10 protein-coding genes are annotated in these 17,676 nt (G+C 64.4%); 4 read left to right on the top strand and 6 right to left on the bottom strand.

The features are described from left to right. The first annotated feature begins 185 nt into the window (after positions 1-185). Positions 186-2,102, top strand: a complete 1,917-nt coding sequence (locus tag RMO51_RS13405; protein ID WP_310395402.1) for a DUF294 nucleotidyltransferase-like domain-containing protein — start codon at positions 186-188, stop codon at positions 2,100-2,102. Positions 2,103-2,357: 255 nt separating this feature from the next. Here RMO51_RS13405 and RMO51_RS13400 read toward each other — a convergent pair whose 3' ends face one another. Beyond that, entirely contained in the window at positions 2,358-2,828 is a 471-nt protein-coding gene (locus RMO51_RS13400; RefSeq protein ID WP_310395401.1) for a DUF4174 domain-containing protein, read from the bottom strand. A 179-nt stretch (positions 2,829-3,007) separates the two neighbouring features. Between RMO51_RS13400 and RMO51_RS13395 the strand changes: the two genes are divergently transcribed. Beyond that, positions 3,008-5,737 carry an MGH1-like glycoside hydrolase domain-containing protein gene (locus RMO51_RS13395; RefSeq protein WP_310395400.1) on the top strand — a complete coding sequence of 910 codons (2,730 nt, stop codon included), beginning with the start codon at positions 3,008-3,010 and terminating at the stop codon, positions 5,735-5,737. Positions 5,738-5,791: 54 nt separating this feature from the next. Beyond that, a complete protein-coding gene (locus RMO51_RS13390) occupies positions 5,792-7,270 on the top strand; it encodes a TIGR04222 domain-containing membrane protein (protein ID WP_310395399.1) in 1,479 nt (492 codons plus the stop codon). A 7-nt stretch (positions 7,271-7,277) separates the two neighbouring features. On the opposite strand, the gene RMO51_RS13385 is transcribed toward RMO51_RS13390, so the two are convergent. The 5 genes from RMO51_RS13385 to RMO51_RS13365 form a co-directional block, all read right to left on the bottom strand. Further along, positions 7,278-12,302: a DNA repair ATPase gene (locus RMO51_RS13385; RefSeq protein ID WP_310395397.1), complete on the bottom strand. Its 5,025-nt coding sequence runs from the start codon at positions 12,300-12,302 to the stop codon at positions 7,278-7,280. Positions 12,303-12,518: 216 nt separating this feature from the next. Continuing rightward, positions 12,519-14,690 carry a flotillin family protein gene (locus RMO51_RS13380; RefSeq protein ID WP_310395396.1) on the bottom strand — a complete coding sequence of 724 codons (2,172 nt, stop codon included), beginning with the start codon at positions 14,688-14,690 and terminating at the stop codon, positions 12,519-12,521. Between the two features lie 194 nt (positions 14,691-14,884). After that, positions 14,885-15,535 (bottom strand): hypothetical protein, encoded by a 651-nt coding sequence (locus RMO51_RS13375; RefSeq protein ID WP_310395395.1) that lies wholly within the window; start codon positions 15,533-15,535, stop codon positions 14,885-14,887. 66 nt (positions 15,536-15,601) lie between these two features. Then, complete coding sequence (locus RMO51_RS13370; protein WP_310395392.1) at positions 15,602-16,309, bottom strand: PspA/IM30 family protein; 708 nt, start codon at positions 16,307-16,309, stop codon at positions 15,602-15,604. Between the two features lie 12 nt (positions 16,310-16,321). Next, complete coding sequence (locus RMO51_RS13365) at positions 16,322-16,738, bottom strand: YbjN domain-containing protein (RefSeq protein ID WP_310395390.1); 417 nt, start codon at positions 16,736-16,738, stop codon at positions 16,322-16,324. 144 nt (positions 16,739-16,882) lie between these two features. On the opposite strand from RMO51_RS13365, the gene RMO51_RS13360 reads away from it, so the two are divergent. Continuing rightward, the gene (locus RMO51_RS13360; RefSeq protein ID WP_310395389.1) at positions 16,883-17,671 is read left to right on the top strand and encodes a LexA family transcriptional regulator; all 789 of its coding nucleotides are present in this window, start codon (positions 16,883-16,885) and stop codon (positions 17,669-17,671) included. Positions 17,672-17,676 lie beyond the last annotated feature (5 nt).

Genomic DNA, 17,676 nt, shown 5'->3' with positions numbered 1-17,676 from the left:
AGCGCTTTCTCGTCGGCTGCGGTGACGTGGTGGACGTATCTCGCCCGCTTCGTCGAACACATCCGAACGAAGCGGGCGAGATGCTTCGCTGCGCTCTGCATGACGTTTTTTAAAGCCTGGCCGACGCCCCGCCGGCCGTTTTACCTTTGACCCGCGCCCGCCGCGCGTCCCCCACCTCTTTCCGCATGAGCGACAAACTCGACTTTCTCCGCACCGTGACGCCTTTTGACCGCCTGCCCGAAGAGGTGCTGGCCGAGGTGGCCGAGGGCCTGGAAGAAGTGCGCCACCCCCGCGAGGCCATTATTTACCTGCAGGACGTGTCGAAGATGCGGGGCCTGGACATCATCGTGGACGGCGAGTACGAAACGTTTTTCTACGACAGTCAGCAGCACCGGCGCGTGATTGAGCACAGCCGCCGGGGCGAGTGCTACGGCGGCATCTCGGTGCTGCTGAACAAGAAAAAATCGCTGCGCACGGTGCTGGCCAAGGCCGGCACCCGCGTGTACTTCCTGCACCGGCGCGAGTTCCGGGCGTTGTGCCAGGGCTACGAGGCGTTCTTTCACTTCTTCACGGCGCGCTACGGGCAGCGGATGCTGAACGAGGAGTACGCCCACTTCGTGCGGCCGGCCCAGCGCGGCGCCGGCGACAACTACCTGGCCGCCGACCAGCTGTTTTCGCGCCGGCTCGAAACCCTGGAGCTGCGCCCCGTGGTGGCCTGCTCGGTGCACACGCCCATTTACGAAGTGGCCCGCCGCATGGCCGAGGCCCGCACCAGCTGCTACTTCGTCACCGACGCCGACGTGGACGGGCAGGTGGTGGGCTTCGTCACCGACATCACCCTGCGCGACAAGGTGGTGGCCGGCCTGGCCGATGCCCGCCAGCCGGTGGCCACCGTGCTCGACGCGCCGGTGGTCACCATCAGCACCCAGGCGTTCGTGTACGAGGCCATTCTGCTCATGTTCCGCACCAAGACGCGCTACCTGCTGGTGGAGCGCGACGGCGACTACGTCGGCTTCCTGAGCCGCAACAAGTTGCTCACCGACGACCAGGCGCAGTCGCCGTTCATCTTCATCCAGTCGGTGAAGCAGGCCCAGGCCGGGCCCGAGCTCAAGCGCCGCTGGGAGCAGGTGCCCGAGATGGTGTACCAGCTGCTGAACCGCGGCGTGAAGCCCGAAATCGTGAACCAGGTCATCACCACCGTGTCGGACACCATTGCCCTGAAGGTGATTGAGGGCGCCATTGCCGAGCTGGGGCCGCCGCCGGCCCAATTTGCCTACGTGGTGCTGGGCAGCGAGGGCCGCCAGGAGCAAACCCTGCTCACCGACCAGGACAACGCCATCATCTACGAAGACAAGGCCAACGAGCAGCGCGAAACCGTGCGGGCCTACTTCCTCGAATTCGCCGAAATGGTGTCGGACCGGCTCAACGACATCGGCTTTGGCTACTGCGAGGGCGGCTTCATGGCCAAAAACCCCAAGTGGACGCACTCGCTCTCGCACTGGAAGCGCAACTACGTGCAGTGGATGACCGACGCGAACCCCGAAACCGGCATGCAGTTCGCCGCGTCCTTCGACTGCCGCTACCTGTACGGCGACGCCGGCATCATGGCCGAGCTGCACGAGTTCCTGGCCCAGGAGCTGGCGCAGCCCCGGGAGCGGTTTTTCCACTACATGGCCGTGAACGCGCTGCAGTACGAGCCGTCGCTGACGTTTTTCCGCAACATCCGCACCTTCGCCAAGGGCACGCAGCAGGTGTTCAACCTCAAGAAAACCATGTCGCCCATCGTGGACCTGGTGCGGATGTACGCCCTGAGGCACCGCATTTTCGCCACCAACACCGGCGAGCGCCTCGAAGCCCTCAAGGCCCTGGGCGTGTTCACGGAGCGCGAGGCGCAGGAGCTGCTGCAGTCCTACTACTACCTCATGGGCGTGCGCCTCAAGAAGCAAGCCGTCCAGATTATCAGCGACAACGCGGCCCCGGACAACTACCTCGACCCCAAAACACTGACCAAAGTGGAGCAGGTGACGCTGAAGGAAATCTTCAAGGTCATCGCCGATTTTCAGCTCAAGATTAAGGTCGGGTTCACCAAGTCGCTGAGCTGAGGCCCTGGTTTGAACCCCCAACCGGAGTAGAGACGCCTACTTGCGTCTCGTCGTCCGCGCCGTTAGGGCAATCATCGTCCAACGACGAGACGCAAGTATGCGCCTCCGGGACCGCGCCGTTTGCGCCCACATCGTTCAACGACGAGACGCAAGTAGGCGTCTCTACTCCGGTTGGTCGGACTGGGCCGTTCTTACGGCATCGTTCAACGACGAGATGCAACATGTTGCGTCTCTACCGCGGGTTGGGACAATTGCTTACTCGGGTTCCCCCGCGCCGCGGCGCATTTCCTGGCGGCGCATGGGCATTTGGTCTATCGTGCGAAATAGGGCGGCCGGGGCGATGGGGTGGGCGCTTCGCATCTTCACGCCGCCGTCTTTGCCCAAAAGCACGGCGGCGAACCGGGGCGGTTGGATGCCGGTTTTTTGGGTTAGAAACTGCCGGTCGGCCGCGCTCAGTTGGGGGTAGAGCACCTCGATGACCAGGAGGTCCCGGGCGGCCAGCTCCGCTTTACTGCTTGCCAACAGCTGCTTCTGCGCCCGGAAATCGGCTTGGTCGGCCGCGGGCGCGGCGATGAGCAGCACCCGTTTTTTCCAGCGGCTCGCGCGCACCGTTTGCTCCAGGGTCCGGGCTTTGGGGGCCCGGGCGGTGAGGCCCAGCAGCAGCCCCAGGCCCAGCAGCGCCAGGGCGAAAAACGGGGCGGGAGCAAGCGGTTTGGCAACGGGCATGGAGGCGTACGAAAAGGTTTCGGCGGCGCAGCCGGGTTCCAGCGGGGGCACCAAGGTACTGAGCGCTACCCGACGCGTCGCGCCATGGGGTTCGGGCGCCGCGCGGCGGCGGATGGCGCCCCTGGAAAACGCAGTACTTTGCATCAACAACCCCCTCTACTGTCGTTCTTCGTTTCCTTATGAGTTCCCCTTTCCCCGTCATTGGGGTGGTGCTGGCGACTGGCCTGCTCAGTGCCTGCCAAGCCCCCCGGCCCGGCGCCGCCGTCACCCCGCCCGCCGTCACGTTGCCCGTGTGGCAGTCCGATGCCTACACGCTCTACCGCGACCGGGTGGTGCAGGGCCAGTACGAGGCCCGCGCCGTGTCGGCCACCGAGTTGGTGTCGAACTACCGGAGCCCGGCCAACGAGGCGATGAGCCCGCGGGTGGAGTTCAAGTTCAGCCTCAACGGCAAGGACAACGAAATGGCCCCGGGCCTCAACCACCTACTGGTGGCCGGGCCCCGGCCCGACGGCGCGGCCCTGGAAACGCCCGCCATCGTGTTTAGCCAGCGCTACGCCGACGCCACGCCCGCGCCGGCTGGCACCTACCTGGCCCCGAACACGCCGGTGCGCATCCGGCTGGATTTGCGGCCGGTGCTGGCCGCGTTCAAAAACCCGGGCTACTACACCACCTTCAAGGGCGAGAAGCTGTACCAGTCCGATTTCAAGCACGTGTACGTGGCCGGCGGCACGGCCCCGCTGAGCTGGGATTTCGACAACCTGGTGAACAAGCCCGGGCTGGAGCTGCAGGACCCGGACGGCGACGGCATCTACGAAACGACGCTGACCCTGAACCAGCCCGCCGCCGCCAAAACCACCGCCACGAGCTGGAAGCAAAGCCTCGACACGTCGGACTTCCCGCAGTACTCGTCCGACTACCCGCTGGCCGACGCGCTCTACAACCTGGCCCTGGAAGAAGCCCGGCGCGCCGTGGAGCCCGACAGCACCTTTCGCACCGGCCAGGAGTGGGCGGGCGTCTGGACCCGCGACGTGAGCTACAGCATCATCCTGGCGCAGGCCAGCCTGCAGCCGCGGGTGGCCATGAACAGCCTGCTGCGCAAGGTTTCGAAGGAGGGGCGCATCATTCAGGACACGGGCACCGGCGGGGCGTACCCGTGCTCGACGGACCGCATCATCTGGGCCACGGCGGCCTGGGAAATCTACCAGGCCACCGGCGACGAGGCCTGGCTGCGCCGGGTGTACCCCATCGTCAGGCAGTCCGTGGCCGACGACCGCCAGAACGCCCACGACCCCGCCACCGGCCTGATGCGCGGCGAGTCGTCCTTCCTGGACTGGCGCGAGCAGACCTACCCGCGCTGGATGCAGCCGGCCGACATCTACCAGTCCGAGAACCTGGGCACCAATGCCGTGCACTACCAGGCCAACGTGGTGCTGGCCCAGATGGCCGCCAAGCTGGGCCAGCCCGGCGTGGCGGCCCAGCACAAGCGCCAGGCCGAAGCCCTCAAATTCGGGATTAACCAGCACCTCTGGCAGGCCGACAAGGGCTACTACGGCCAGTACTTGTACGGCCGCACGGCCCTGTCGCTCTCGCCCAAAGCCGAGGCCCTGGGCGAGGCGCTGTGCGTGCTCTTCGGCGTGGCCGAGGGCGAGCGGGCGCAGCGGGTGGTGGCCACCACTCCTACCACGCCCTACGGCATTTCCTGCATCTACCCCCAGATTCCGGGCCTCCCGGCCTACCACAACGACGCCGTGTGGCCCTTCGTGCAGAGCTTCTGGGCCCTGGCCGCCGCCAAGGCCGGCAACGAGGCCTCGCTCCTCGAAAGCATGGCCGCCGTCTACCGCCCGGCCGCGCTGTTCCTGACCAACAAGGAGAACTTTGTGGCCGGCAACGGCGACTTCGCCGGCACCCAAATCAACAGCAGCAACATGCTCTGGAGCCTGTCGGGCAGCCTGGGCCTGGTGTATAAAGTGCTGTTCGGGATGCAGTACCAGGGCGAGCGGCTGGTGTTCCGGCCCTTCGTGCCGCAGGCGTTTCAGGGCCGGCGCCGGCTGAGCAACTACCGCTACCGCCGGGCCGTGCTCGACATTGAGATGGAAGGCTTCGGCAACGCCATTGCCGCCATCACCCTCGACGGCCAGCCCCTGCCCGACGCCGCCTTGCCGGCCAACCTGGGCGGCCGCCACGCGGTGCGCATCGTGCTCAGCAGCCTGGCGCCGCCGGTGGCCGCCGTGAACCGCGTGCCCAACCGCGTGGCGCCCGAAACGCCCGCCGTCGCCTATGCCAACCAGCGCCTCACCTGGACTAAGCCCGAAGGCGCCGCCGAGTACCTGGTGCTGAAGAACGGCGCCCTGGTGACCACCACGGCCGCCGCGGAGTACGCGGTGCCCGCCGGTCCCTTCGCCGCCTACCAGGTCATCACCGTGGACGACGCCGGCCGCGAGTCCTTCGCCAGCGAGCCCATCGAAACCGGCAGTGAGGCCGACGACCGGCAGGTGCAGCTCGAAACCGTGGCCGCCAAGGCCGCCCTGGCCTACAAGGGCTCCACCGGCAAAGGCTTCATCGAAATCAGCACGACCAAGAACACGGCCCTCACCATTCCCGTCACGGTGCCCGCAGCGGGCCTCTACGCCGTGGATTTCCGCTACGCCAACGGCAACGGCCCCGTCAACACCAACAACCAGTGCGCCGTGCGCACCCTGCGCCGCGGGCGCGAGCTGCTCGGCACCGTGGTGCTGCCCCAGCGCGGCGTGGCCGAGTGGTCGAACTGGGGCTTCTCAAACCCCGTGCTGGTGCGCCTCGATAAGGGTACCCACCCGCTCACCCTGGCCTACGAGCCGGCCAACGAAAACATGAACGGCGAGGTGAACCAGGCCATGCTGGATTACGTGCGGGTGAAAAAAGTTGAATAGAATGCGCCGTACAAATAGCAGAGGCAAGGATTTCCACTTAACCTGGTGACTCCGATGGACTTCAAAATGCCCGTTAACAGCGATGTTTCCGCCGACTTGTGGGCTAAGATTGAAGCACTGGACCTCGACGGCGGGGCCACGCTTTCGTTCTCGAAACGCCTGGCGCGCGACAACGGCTGGTCGTCGGCCTTCGCCCGGCGCGTGGTGCTGGAGTACAAGAAGTTCTTGTTTCTGGCCGCCACCTGCGGGCACCCCGTCACGCCTTCCGACGAGGTGGACCAGGCCTGGCACCTGCACCTGGTGTACACCCGCTCGTACTGGGACGAGCTGTGCGGGCAGGTGCTGGGCTTTCCGCTGCACCACGGCCCCACCCGGGGCGGGGCGGCCGAGGGCCACAAGTTTGAGGACTGGTACGCCCACACCCTGTCGGCCTACGCGGCGGCGTTCGGCACGGTGCCGCCGGCCGACATTTGGCCCCCGGCGGCCGTGCGCTTCGGCGAGGCGCCTTACTTCCGGCGCGTCAACCTGCGGCGGCAGTGGCTGCTGCCCCGGCCGCGCTGGAGCTTCCGGCGGGGCTGGGGCGGCTGGGCGCTGGTGGTGGGGGCGCTGGTGCTGGCCGGCTGCACTGCGCGCCTGCCGCTCAACCCGCTCGATTGGTACGGTACCGAATTCCTGGCGTTGTTTTGGGCGTTGTGCCTCACGTTGGTGCCGCTGGCGTTGTGGCTCCGCTACCGTGGTCGGGGGCCCGAAGACGAGTACTTCGGAACCCCGCCCAGCACCTACGAATTGGCGCGCCTTACGGGCCGGGGCCAGCTCCTGGCCGAGAGCGCCGTGGCTGCCCTGGTCCACACCGGCAAAGCCGAGCTGGTGCCCGGCCGCAAAATCAAGCGCACGGCCGCCGCTCCGCCCACCGACCCGTACGAGCGCGCCGTGTGGAACCTCATTAATCCGCTGGATTCGTCGGACCTAGCAGTGCTTCGCAAGCAAGCGTTGAACCCGGCTGTCGGCGCTTTGCAGACGCTCGAAGCCGCTTTGGTGGCCAAAGGCTTGCTGCTCTCAGCCAGCGCGCGGAAGGAGCTGGACCGGCTACCGCTCCTGACGACTCTCGCCCTGAGTTTGTTTGGCCTGGCGAAGGTGTGGGTGGGGATAAATCGGGACCGGCCGGTTGGCTTCCTGCTGTTTTCGCTGGCGGGGCTGTTCCTGGTGGGCAATTATTATCGGGCCAACGGCATGTGGGCTACCGGTCGCGGCGCCCGCCTGTTGCGCGAAATCACCCCCAGCCTGCGCCAGAAGCGCCAAGCCAGCGGCCTGACGGGAGAAGCCGTAGCGCTGTCTGTGGCCTTCTTCGGCATCACCGAGCTCAGCGCCGTGGGTCTGGGCGCGGTGGCCGCCTACCTTAAGCCCCCAAGCCGCCCCAGCGACGGCGGTTCTGGTTGCGGCGGCGGCGATGGTGGCTCTGGTGACGGCGGCTCTGGTGACGGCGGCGGCAGTGGGTGCGGGGGCTGCGGTGGGTGCGGCGGGGGTGGGGATTAAAATAAAATCACTCCCGTCCCAGCGCCTCCCGGATGCCGCCCAGGCCGCCGGCAATGTTCTCCAGCTGCGTGAGCACGCTTTGCAACTGGCCGCCGCTGCTGGCGCGCAGGTTGCGGACGAAGGCGGCCTTGATGGCGGCCCAGCGCTGCTGCTCGTCGGGGGTGAGCCAGCCGAGCAGCTCGCGCAGCTTGAGCAGGTTGGCTTCGGTGCCGCTGGTCAGGGTCTGGGCTTCGCTTTCGTAGTGGGAAGCCAAGAGGGTGCGGACTTCGGCTTCGTTCATCACGGGGCGCACTTTCTCGGCTAGCTTGGCCATGTTGCGGTAGGAGCCCTGGAGCTTGAACGGCGGCTCGGTGCGGTATTCGTGGGCCTGGGCGGCCGAGGCAATGTAGGCCTCGTTCACGCGGGCCACCACGTCGCGGATGCCCAGCAGCTTCTGGAGCACGGCCACGTACTCGCCGATTTCCTCGGGTGAGTGGTTGGCTTCGAAGGTGAGGCCCTCGCCGCTGCCGGTTTCGGCTAGTTTGAGCAGCGGATACACGTCGGCCGGGCTTTTGGCGGCCAGGCGGCCCAGCACGGGGTTGGCGGCCAGGGCGTTTTCGAGGTAGCTGAGGCGGAAAGTGGCGGCCGTGTCGCCGATGATGTCGCCGAGGTTGTAGATGTCGGCGCGGTTGGCCAGCATGTCGGGAATCTGGAACTGCTCGCCCGATTCGGTGTAGGGGTTGCCGGCCATCACCACGGCCACCTTGCGCCCGCGGAAGTCGTAGGTGCGGGCGCGGCCCTGGTACACGCCCTCAATTTTGCGCTGGGCGTCGCAGAGGGAAATGAATTTCTGCAGCAGCTCGGGGTTGCAGTGCTGGATGTCGTCGAGGTAAATCATGACGTTGTCGCCCATCTCGAAGGCCAGATTGAGCTTGAGCAGCTCCTCGCGGGCGCCGGAGTTGGGCGCCTGGGTGGGGTCGACGCTGGTCACGGCGTGGCCCAGGGCGGGCCCGTTGATTTTCATAAAAATCAGGCCCAGGCGGTTGGCCACGTATTCGAGCAGGGTGGTTTTGCCGTAGCCGGGCGGCGAGATGAGCAGCAGCAGGCCCATGAGGTCGGTGCGCTTGTTTTCGCCCGCCGTCCCGATTTGCTTGGCCAGGTTGGCGCCGATGAGCGGCAGGTACACCTCGTCGATGAGCTTGTTGCGCACGAACGACGAGAGCACCCGCGGCCGGAACTCGGCCAGCCGCAGCTCCTCGGCGAAACGAGCCAGCAGCTCCTTTTTCAACTCCTTAAACGCCTCGAACTGCGGTACCACCGCCCGGGTGTACTGCCCCAGCCGGCGCCGGAATTCCGGGAAGTTCAGCGCGTAGTTCCGGTCCTGCACGCGGGGGTGCGAGCCTTGCAGACCCACCAGCGTTTCGCGCAGCGGCGTGCGGACGACGCGGGCCAGGTCGAAGGTGGCAGTCGTTAGTAGCACCGCGCATTCGGTGACCCCATCCCCCGGCCCCCCCGCTGCTTGATACGCAGAATCCTCGGGGGGAAGGGGAGCCTGACTATTCTGTTCTTTTGACATCTGGCTCCCCTCTCCCGGAGGATTCCGCGCATCAAGCGGCGAGGGGTCGGGGGTGGGGTGAACAAGAGTGCGCGCAAACGCCTCCACCCACTGCCGCGCCAGCTGGAACTGCGCCGCCGGTTGGTCAGCCAGCGCGGCTACGGAAGCTTCGAATTGCGTGGTGGCGTTGCGCTCCTTCAGCGACTGCTGAAACTGCTGATGCAATTCCGCGGCTTCGCTGGAAACGACAAACGTCTCGCCGCGGGTTAGCTCGTGGAATAAATACTCACCCGCCTCGGCCACTTCGTGCGGGGCGAACAGGCCGGTGGCGGCGGCGAATTCTTCCACGGCCACTTGCAGCTCCGCCACGAGCCCGGCAAACGCACGCAGGTCGGGAAACACCCGCAGCAGCACGCCGATGCTTTGCAGCTGGTGCTGCCAGGCGGCCTTGCGCTTGCGGCCCGTGAAGCGGTGCCAGTAGAGGGCGGCGGCGGCGCGCACGTCGGCGGGGTAGCGCAGCAGGTCGGCGGTGCGGGTGAGGCGCACCAGGGCTTCGAGCAGCAGGGCCGCGTCGTGGTCGTGCACGCCCTTAAGGTAGCCCTCGGCGTAGCGCGGGGCCATGAACTGCTGCACGTGGCCCACCAGCTCGGCCACGGTGAGGTGGGCCAGCTCGGCCAGCGAGAGCACGGCCGGGGCGCCGTCGCGGGCGGGCGCGGGGTGCGCGGCGGCTTGCAGCAGCTGCCAGGCCAGGTACTCGGCGCGGTACACGTCCTGGTTTTCCGAGGCTACCGTCTGGTCCCACACGGCGCGGGCGGCCAGGAAGGCGGGCTCGGTGATTTTCTGGAAAAAATTGGTGCCGGTGAGGTGGTAGTGCAGGTCGCCGTCGCGCAGCACCACGGTCAGCTCCAGCGGCTGGGTGTTCACGGTGAAGGCGTAGGGGCCGAACTTGAGGGCCTGGCCGCCGTCGGTGAACAGCTCGGCGCGGTCCTTGAGCTGGCGCAGGGCGTCCTCCTTCACCGTTTTCAGGCGGCTCTGGATGTCGTCGGCCTTCACCGTGTCGCCGAGGGCGAGCAAATCCTGCACGGTCTGGCGTATCTTCTCCACCAGCAGGTCGGCCGCGAAGTAGCCGTTGATGTCGGCCACGGTGGTAAAGCGGCCCAGGCGGTTCTGCACCGCCTTCAGAATCCGCTCGGCCGACTGGAGCAGGGCGGTGGCGCGCTGGTTGCGGGCGGCCACCAAGCTCACCTTGCGCGACTCAAACGCCTCGGCTACTTCCTCGCGCTTGCCGGCAATCTGAGTCAGAAACTGGTCGAACTCCGGGAATTTGCCTTCCAGCTCTTCCAGCTGCACCAGCAGCTTGGTGCTGTACTCGTCGCACTTGGCGGGGGCGTCGCTCAGGTCGAGGTAGTTTACCAAAGCCTGGTCGAGCAGCTTGATTTGGGCCGTGAATTCGGCCTGGGCCTCGGTGCCGGCCAGGGCCTGGCGCCGCCGCTTGAGCGTCGCCCGAATCTGGTTGAAGCTGGCGTAAATCGTCGAGATGTTGTCGATGATGCGCGTGGTCTGGGTGGGGTCCTCCATCGGCAGGTTGCTCACCACCTCAATCAGCAGCTCCAGCTCCCCCGATACCGCGTTGGCTTCCTGCTCCCGGGCGTTGGCCTCGGTCACCTTCTGCACCTGCTCGATGCCGTCTGCAATGGCTTGCACGCGCCCCGCATAGGGCGCCAGCGCGTCGGGCCGGAGCAGAAACTCCACGGTCTGGCCGGCTACGTCCTTGCTCACCTGCTCCAGGTCGGCCACGGTTTTTTCCACGGTGGGCAGCGCCACGTAGCGCAGCTCGCGCAGCGAAATCACCTCCCCGCGCACGGCGCGCAGCTCCGCCAGCAGCCGCACGTACTCGTTCACGTCGGTGGCCTGGGTGCGCTTGATGCGGCCGGTCAGCTCGTCGGCCCGACCCAGCACGCGCTGGGTTTCGGCGCCCGTGCTTTTGCGGATGCTCAGCACCTTGTCGAACTCCTCTACCGCCGCGTTGGCCGCCTGCTGAATGTCGCGCAGGGGCTCGGCCAGGGCCTGGGCGGCCGGCTCGCGCAGCCAGTGGTAGGTGTCGGTGAGGGTGGTGGTGAGGCGAATCAGGTCGAGGTAGAGGCCGGCGTAGCTGTCGTCCTTGCCCAGCAGCGTGAGCACCTCCTGGGTTTCGGCCATGGCCCGCACAATCTCCTTGTTGCCCAGCTTGTAGAGGTAGGAGTCGGAGGTGACGGGCAGCTCAAAGTTGGGCGCCACGTAGGGCGTCTGCCAGATTTGCACCGCGTGGTGCTTCTTGGGCTCGTCGTCCTTGCGCAGGTAGCACAGCTCCCCGTTCGCAAACAGCGCGTACCCGTGGCAGCTGATGGGGTTGTCGACCCGCTGCGCAATTAAATTATACGAGAGCAGCAAGTACGCGCCCTGCTCCTTGTTGTAGAACACGTACAGAAAATCCTCGCCGTTGGGCGACGCCACGCGCTTCTCAAACAGCATGTCGCGCCGGCCTTTCTCGAATAATTTCCCCTCGCCGGTTTGCAGGTAAAACCCGTGCGGAAAAATCAGGCCCTGCCCGTCCGGCAGCAGCACGCATGCCTCCGCCAGCGCATCCAGCCGCTGGGCCGTTTTCAGCTTGGCATTAAAGATGAAATACCGGTAATCATGCTCCTTGTACGGCCGGATTTTGAGCAGAATAATATTGCCAACTACCGCGTAATAAATCTCCGAGTCGTCGAGCGTCTGGTCCTTGTCCGCCACCGGCTCGGCGTAGATGCCGCGCCCGACTTCGGTGTTATTCTCCACCTTGATGGTCAAGTCGCCGTGGATAGTTTCCACGAAAACCCGGTCCTCGATGCTGACGTGCGCGTGTGTGCCGGCCCGCTGCATGTCGCGGGTGGTGCGCTTCCAGGTGAACTCGTGCTGGGGCGGGTACACGTACTCGTGGTCGCTCCGGTTGTCGATGTACGTGAGCGTGTCCCCGTGCAGCAGCCACTTAAACGTCTTGATGTCGTTCGCGCTTTTGCCCACCCGAAACACCATGTGCAAATGGTTTCCAAGCACAGCAAACTTCACGAACTGCGTGTTCTTGTAGTACTTGTATAAGTTGCGGAATTCCTCGATGAATTGGGGGTTGGCAAGCAGCTCCAGATTTAGCGGCTGGAACTCGTGGTTGGCGTAGGCATAGGCGCCGAATACGTCCGACAATTCCACCTCGGTTTTCAGGCCGATAACGACGTTGTAGCCAAACAGGAAGCGGTCGCCCACCGGCACCATGTCCCAGGGCACGCAGTTGTTTTCGGTGGTGATGCGGCCGGTGCCAATCAACTGGGTGTCGATGGCGCCGAACACGGCTTTGCGCTCGGCGTTCAGCTGCTCCAGCCGGGTGCGCAGGTCGGCGCCGCTTTTCTGCAGGCGGTTGCGCAGGATTTCGTAGGTGCCGCCTTCCAGTTTGACCCCGGAGGCAGACGCGGTAGTTGGTTCCATAGCAGGGCTGCCAGGGGTAATTCAGAAAGTAATAGTTGGGAACAGAAGCTTATGCTAAAGCCAAACAGAACGTCATGCTGAGCGAAGTCGAAGCATCTCGCCCATGAGCGTAATCCTAATCGTCCAGTCGAAAGAATTACCGCTGCACGCAAGATGCTCCGACTTCGCTCAGCATGACGTTCTTATTTCTTCGCCAAAAGAGTGAAGACCGAGACCTTAAGTTAGATTCAACGTCTTCACCGGCTTGTCCCCGATGCCCAGCGCGGCGGCCGTGCTCGTCAGCTGCGTGATGGTGGCCCGCGTGCTTTCGTCCGCGGCCTTGTTCATTAGCTGTAGCAGCAGCGCCGAGATGCTCAGGTTCTTCAGGTCGTCGCTGCTCAGGCCGAACTGGTGCACGAACTTGCGCAGGTTCGTCTTGAAGTCGCCGCCGTTGCCCTCGTGGCCAAAAAAGGCGTCCTTCACCGTGCCCAGCACCTCGGAGTTGTGCACGGCGCGGTCCACCATTTTGCCCTTGGTGATGGCGCCGATAATCTGGTCGAAGAACATGGTTTCGCCGCCCACAATGTCGATTTTGGCCGACTTGAGGGCCTCGGAAATAACCCCGGCCTGGGCGCTGGCAATGTCCTTCTGAATGCTGATTTGGGCCAGTTCCACGGCCTTGTCCTTGTCGAGGCGCAGCTTGAATTCTTCGTGGTCCTTGCCCACGCCGTCGAGCTTTTTCATGGCGTCGGCCTTGGCTTCGATGCCCTTGGCTTCCACCGCGAAGCGCTGCTCGTTCACGGTCACTTCGGCTAGGCCGCGCTTCTGGTCGGCGTCGGCTTTGGCTTCGATGACGCTGGCTTCGGCCAGGCCTTTTTCCAGGTTCACCTTGGCGGCCACGACGCCCAGCTTCTCGTCGGCGTCGGCCTGGGCCGTGGCCCGCACCTGAATGGCCTGGGCCTCGGCCGTGGCCTTGAGCTGCAGCACGTTGGCATCCGACTCGCCTTCCTTCTGGCGGGCGGCGGCCTTGGCCTGCATCACCTGGGCTTCGGCCATGCCGATGGCGGCGGCTTTGCTGGCCTCGGCTTCGGCCAGGGTGCGGATGGCCGAGGAGCGGAACTCCGCCGAGGACTTCTCGGCCTCGGCGTCAATCAGCGACTGCTTGGCGCGGAACTCGGCGCCCTGCTTTTCCATGTCGGCGTGGCCCACGAAGGTGATGGTGGCCTGCTCGGTTTCCTGGCGGGCCTTGGTCACGGCCACCAGCTTCTCGCGGTCGGCCTGGGCCTGGGCGCGGGTGTCCTTGATGCGCTCCTCTTCCACCACCGTGGCTTTTTCCACCGTAATCCGCTCGCGGATGATGCCCTGAATGTTCTTCCGCTCCTCTTCCAGGGCCTTTTCCTTCTCAATCTGGGCCAGGGCCACGATGCGCTCCCGCTCGTTGATTTCCAGGGCGCGGGCCTGCTCCACGCGCTCGGTTTCGATGGCGTCGGTGCGCTGCTTGTTGCGCTCTGCCACCAGAATCTGCCGGTCGCGGTTCTGCTCCGACACCCGGATTTCTTCCTCCGTCGTGATGCGGGCCTTCTCGCCCTTCAGCCGCTCTTCCTGGCGCACCTTCTCGGTTTCGGCCGCCTCGCGCGACTTGATGTTGGCGATTTCGCGGTACTGTTTTTCCTGGTTTTCGGCCAGCTGCTTTTCGAGCTGCAGGATGGTTTCCTGCGCCTCCACGTCCTGCTTCTTGATGGTTTTCTGCTGGTCGCGTTGAATCTGGTTGGCCTGAATCTTCTGCTCCGAGGTCAGGGCAATGATTTTCTTGATGCCCTCCGCGTCCAGAATGTTGTCCTGGTTCAGCGCCGTGAGCGGCGTTTGCTCCAGGTAGTCGATGGCGCAGTCGTCGAGCACGTAGCCGTTCAAATCGGTACCGATGATGCGCAGGATTTCCTGTTTGAACTGCTCGCGGGAATTGTACAGCTCGATGAAATCGAAGTGTTTGCCCACGGTTTTCAGCGCCTCCGAAAACTTGGCGTCGAACAGGGCTTCGAGGGCGGTGGGGTCGGAGGCGCGGTGCGCGCCGATGCTCTGGGCCACGTTCACCACGTCGTCGTGGGTCTTATTCACCCGCACGAAGAAGTTCACCTTCACGTCGGCCCGCATGTTGTCCTTGCACACCAGCCCCTCGGAGCCGGCCCGGGCGATGATGATGGTCTTGAGCGTAATATCCATCACCTCCATCTTGTGGAGAATGGGCACCACGATGATGCCGGAGAACGACACCTTGGCGTCGCCCATGCCGGTGCGCAGCAGGGCCTCGCCCTGCACGGCTTTCTTATACATCTTGGCGATGACCGCCAAAAAGCCCAGCAGAAACAGGCCGAGAACGATGAGCACGGCCCAGGAAAGGGAAGCTAGCATGTGAGTAGGGGTGTTGAAATAAAAAAGGGTGGATGTTGTTTACCCCAACCCCCGGCCCCTTCCCCTCCGGGGGAAGGGGAGCCACGGCGGCGCGGATGTTGAGCTAAAAATCAGGAGTCGAAGCGGTTATTTTCGGGTTTTTGATTGACGTCAGGCTCCCCTTCCCCCGGAGAGGAAGGGGCCGGGGATTGGGGTCAGCCGGCGGCACTGTACGGCTCAATCAGGTAGCACTTACGCTGCGCATCGAAGTCAATAACCAGAGCCGTTTCGCCCTTGGCCAGCGGCGCGGCGGTGCTGCGGACGTTGAGCATCAGCGGGGCGCCGTCGATGCGCACCGCGGCCTGGCCCAGGTGGTCGGCGGTGGCGGGCAGCACGATGGTGCACACCTTGCCGATGACGACTGCGCCGCTGTCGTGGTCTTTTTCGAGGGCCGCAAACAGCTTCACAAAAGGCAGGGTAAAGACTTTGGCGACAAACAGGCTGCCGACGAATAGCGGCAGCAAAAACGCCAGGCCCAACGGGAGGGAGGTGTTGCCGGTGTAATAATTAACCAGTACGCTGCCCACCCAGAGCGGCAGAAACACGAAGCTGAGGAACACCATCAGCGGAATGCGGCCGAGGTTGAAAAATGCCAGCGCCCCGTTCAGCCAGGAGGTGCCCACGCCGTCGTGGTGGTGCCCGGCCGCGTCGTGGTGGAAATGGCCGTGGTCGTCGATGCTCAGGTCCACCGTTTTCAGGTCCAGCAGGCCCACGATGACCGTGAGCCAGTACAGCAGCACAAACACCAGCAGGCCGGTGGGCAGCAAGTTGGGCGGCGAAACCGCGGCGGCTAACAGTTCAGTCATGGGCGGTAGTGTGGCACCGGAAAGGTAGCGGATTTATGCGGTCGGCCCGGAGCGGCCCGCCTTGTGCTACTCCGCCAGGCCCAGCTTAGCTTTGAGGGCCTGGAGGTCGGCGGCGGCTTTGCCCGCGCCGGAGGTGGCCAGGGCCTTGTCGATTTCGGCATCGATGCTCTTGCTCTCCTGGGCAATTTCGCCGTAGGATTCGGCCAAGGCTTCCTGCACGGCAATTTTCTCCTTCATGCGCTCCAGCAAAGTCACCGTGCCCGACGAGTCGAGCTGCGCCAGCTGCTTGTTGATGGTGATGGTGGCCTTGCTCACCGTCACGCGGGCCCGGAGCGTCTTCAGTTCGTTTTCCCATTGGCTGATGGTGGCCTTGAGCGTGCCCACGCTCTGGTCCATCTGGGCGGCCGACCGCTCGAACTTCTCCTGGTCGGTGGCGGCGCGGGCGGCCTGGGCGTCGTTTTCGGCTTTCTTGAGCAGGGCTTCGCTGGCCAGTCGGTCGGCTTCGGCGGCGGCCATTTCGCCCCGGTGGGCGCGCTGGAGCAGGAGCACGGCCTTGTTCTCGTAGTCGGCGGCTTTGGCGCGGTAGGCTTCGCCCTCGTTGCGGGCCCGGATGGCCATGGCCTTCACCTCGGCCAGGCCGTGCAGGCTCTTGTCGAGGTCCTGGCGCAGGTCGCGCAGGCCCTGCTCGGTCAGGTTGATGGGGTCTTCGAGCTGGTTGACGGCGGCGTGGGCTTCCGACTGGCCAATTTTAAACAAGCGGTTCAGGATGTTCATGACGACGAAGAATTAGGCGAGTTGGGCGGGTTGAGGCTTGGAAAATTGAATCAGCTCGTCGGCAAATTCGCTCAGCAGCAGTCCCAGCGAGTTGATGCAGGCTTCAAGCTCGGCCAAATCGAGGGTTTCGATTTGCAGCGTGTCGCGGAAGATGAGCTTGCGGCCGCTCTCGTCGAGGGCGAAGGCGCCGTGGATGATGTCGCGGTTCTTCTGCAAAAGGCGGCGGTACACCTCCAGCGAGGGCGCGGGCAAGTCGAGCAGGTACTGCTCCAGAATCAGCAGCGGGTCGCCGCAACCGATGACGAGGTTCTTGATGGCCAACTCGGGCTTGTCGACCACGAACAGACCCTGCTGCTCATCGGCGTGGCAAATGTCAAAGCCCAAGTCTAGTAGGTAGCCTTGAACGATTGCAAAGTAAGGGTTGGTCATGGGCGGTGAAGGGTAAAAAGCAGTATGCTCAAAAAAGTAGAGACAAGCGGACGTGGTTTGCAGAGACTATGCTAGATTTGCGGTGCAATAATAAGCAAAGTTTTTGATGTGCTCATATTTTGAGCGAAATAATATTTTCACAATATGTCGCACGTTGGTAAGAATATTCGCAAGCTGCGGACTGTTAAAAAGCTGAGTCAAGCCGCTTTCGCCGAATTATTTGGGCTGGCGCGCCCCAGCGTGGGGGCATATGAGGAAGGGAGGAGTGAGCCAAAAATGGAGACGTTGATACAAATTGCTCAGTATTTTGGCTTATCGGTGGACTTGCTACTTACCAAAGAACTTACCGTCAACGAGCTTTACCATTTTGACATTTTTAAGGAGCCTGCGCTGGCCCCCACCCCCGAAAATTCAGTTGCGGCCGAGTCCCGGCAGGCACCCACTCCTTTGGTGTACCGCAACCGGGCCCTGGAATACATCGTGCACCACCACGACCCGGCGTTTCTTGAGGCGCTGCCGTGGCTGGACCTGCCGCACCAACTCATCGGGCCCACCCGGGCCTTCGAAGTATCCGGGGCCGACATGCTGCTGCACCGCCAAGGCTTGCGCCACCAGGACCTCGTGCTGTGCTGCCGCGTCGACCTGAGCCAGCCGAGGCTGCAAACGGGCCGGGTGTACGTCTTCGTCACCCAAAGCAAAATTCTGATTCGCCGCCTGGCCGCGCGCCTGCCCGACGGCAAAATCCTCAAGCTGCGCGCCGACAACCCCGACTACGGCAGCCAGGACCTGGAGCTAACCCAGGCCCTGGAAATCTGGGAGGTGAAGGGCGTGTTCACCACCCACCTGCGCCCGCCCGCGCTGCTCGACGAGCGGGTGGCGGCCCTGGAGAGCCGGCTCGACGCGCTGCTGGAGCGCGGAGGTGCCTCCGAATAATTAGC

Origin of the sequence: Hymenobacter sp. (assembly GCF_031398885.1) — a bacterium.
Classification (GTDB): Bacteria; Bacteroidota; Bacteroidia; order Cytophagales; family Hymenobacteraceae; genus Hymenobacter.
Note: the sequence above shows the minus strand (reverse complement) of the source record. Positions and strands in the feature narration are given on the sequence as shown.

Bases quoted from the DNA above. Each gene is read 5' to 3' on its own strand.
- RMO51_RS13395 (WP_310395400.1), top strand. From the start codon at position 3,008: ATGAGTTCCCCTTTCCCCGTCATTGGGGTGGTGCTGGCGACTGGCCTG.
- RMO51_RS13380 (WP_310395396.1), bottom strand. From the start codon at position 14,690: ATGCTAGCTTCCCTTTCCTGGGCCGTGCTCATCGTTCTCGGCCTGTTT.
- RMO51_RS13375 (WP_310395395.1), bottom strand. From the start codon at position 15,535: ATGACTGAACTGTTAGCCGCCGCGGTTTCGCCGCCCAACTTGCTGCCC.
- RMO51_RS13370 (WP_310395392.1), bottom strand. From the start codon at position 16,309: ATGAACATCCTGAACCGCTTGTTTAAAATTGGCCAGTCGGAAGCCCAC.
- RMO51_RS13385 (WP_310395397.1), bottom strand. From the start codon at position 12,302: ATGGAACCAACTACCGCGTCTGCCTCCGGGGTCAAACTGGAAGGCGGC.
- RMO51_RS13405 (WP_310395402.1), top strand. From the start codon at position 186: ATGAGCGACAAACTCGACTTTCTCCGCACCGTGACGCCTTTTGACCGC.
- RMO51_RS13365 (WP_310395390.1), bottom strand. From the start codon at position 16,738: ATGACCAACCCTTACTTTGCAATCGTTCAAGGCTACCTACTAGACTTG.
- RMO51_RS13390 (WP_310395399.1), top strand. From the start codon at position 5,792: ATGGACTTCAAAATGCCCGTTAACAGCGATGTTTCCGCCGACTTGTGG.
- RMO51_RS13360 (WP_310395389.1), top strand. From the start codon at position 16,883: ATGTCGCACGTTGGTAAGAATATTCGCAAGCTGCGGACTGTTAAAAAG.
- RMO51_RS13400 (WP_310395401.1), bottom strand. From the start codon at position 2,828: ATGCCCGTTGCCAAACCGCTTGCTCCCGCCCCGTTTTTCGCCCTGGCG.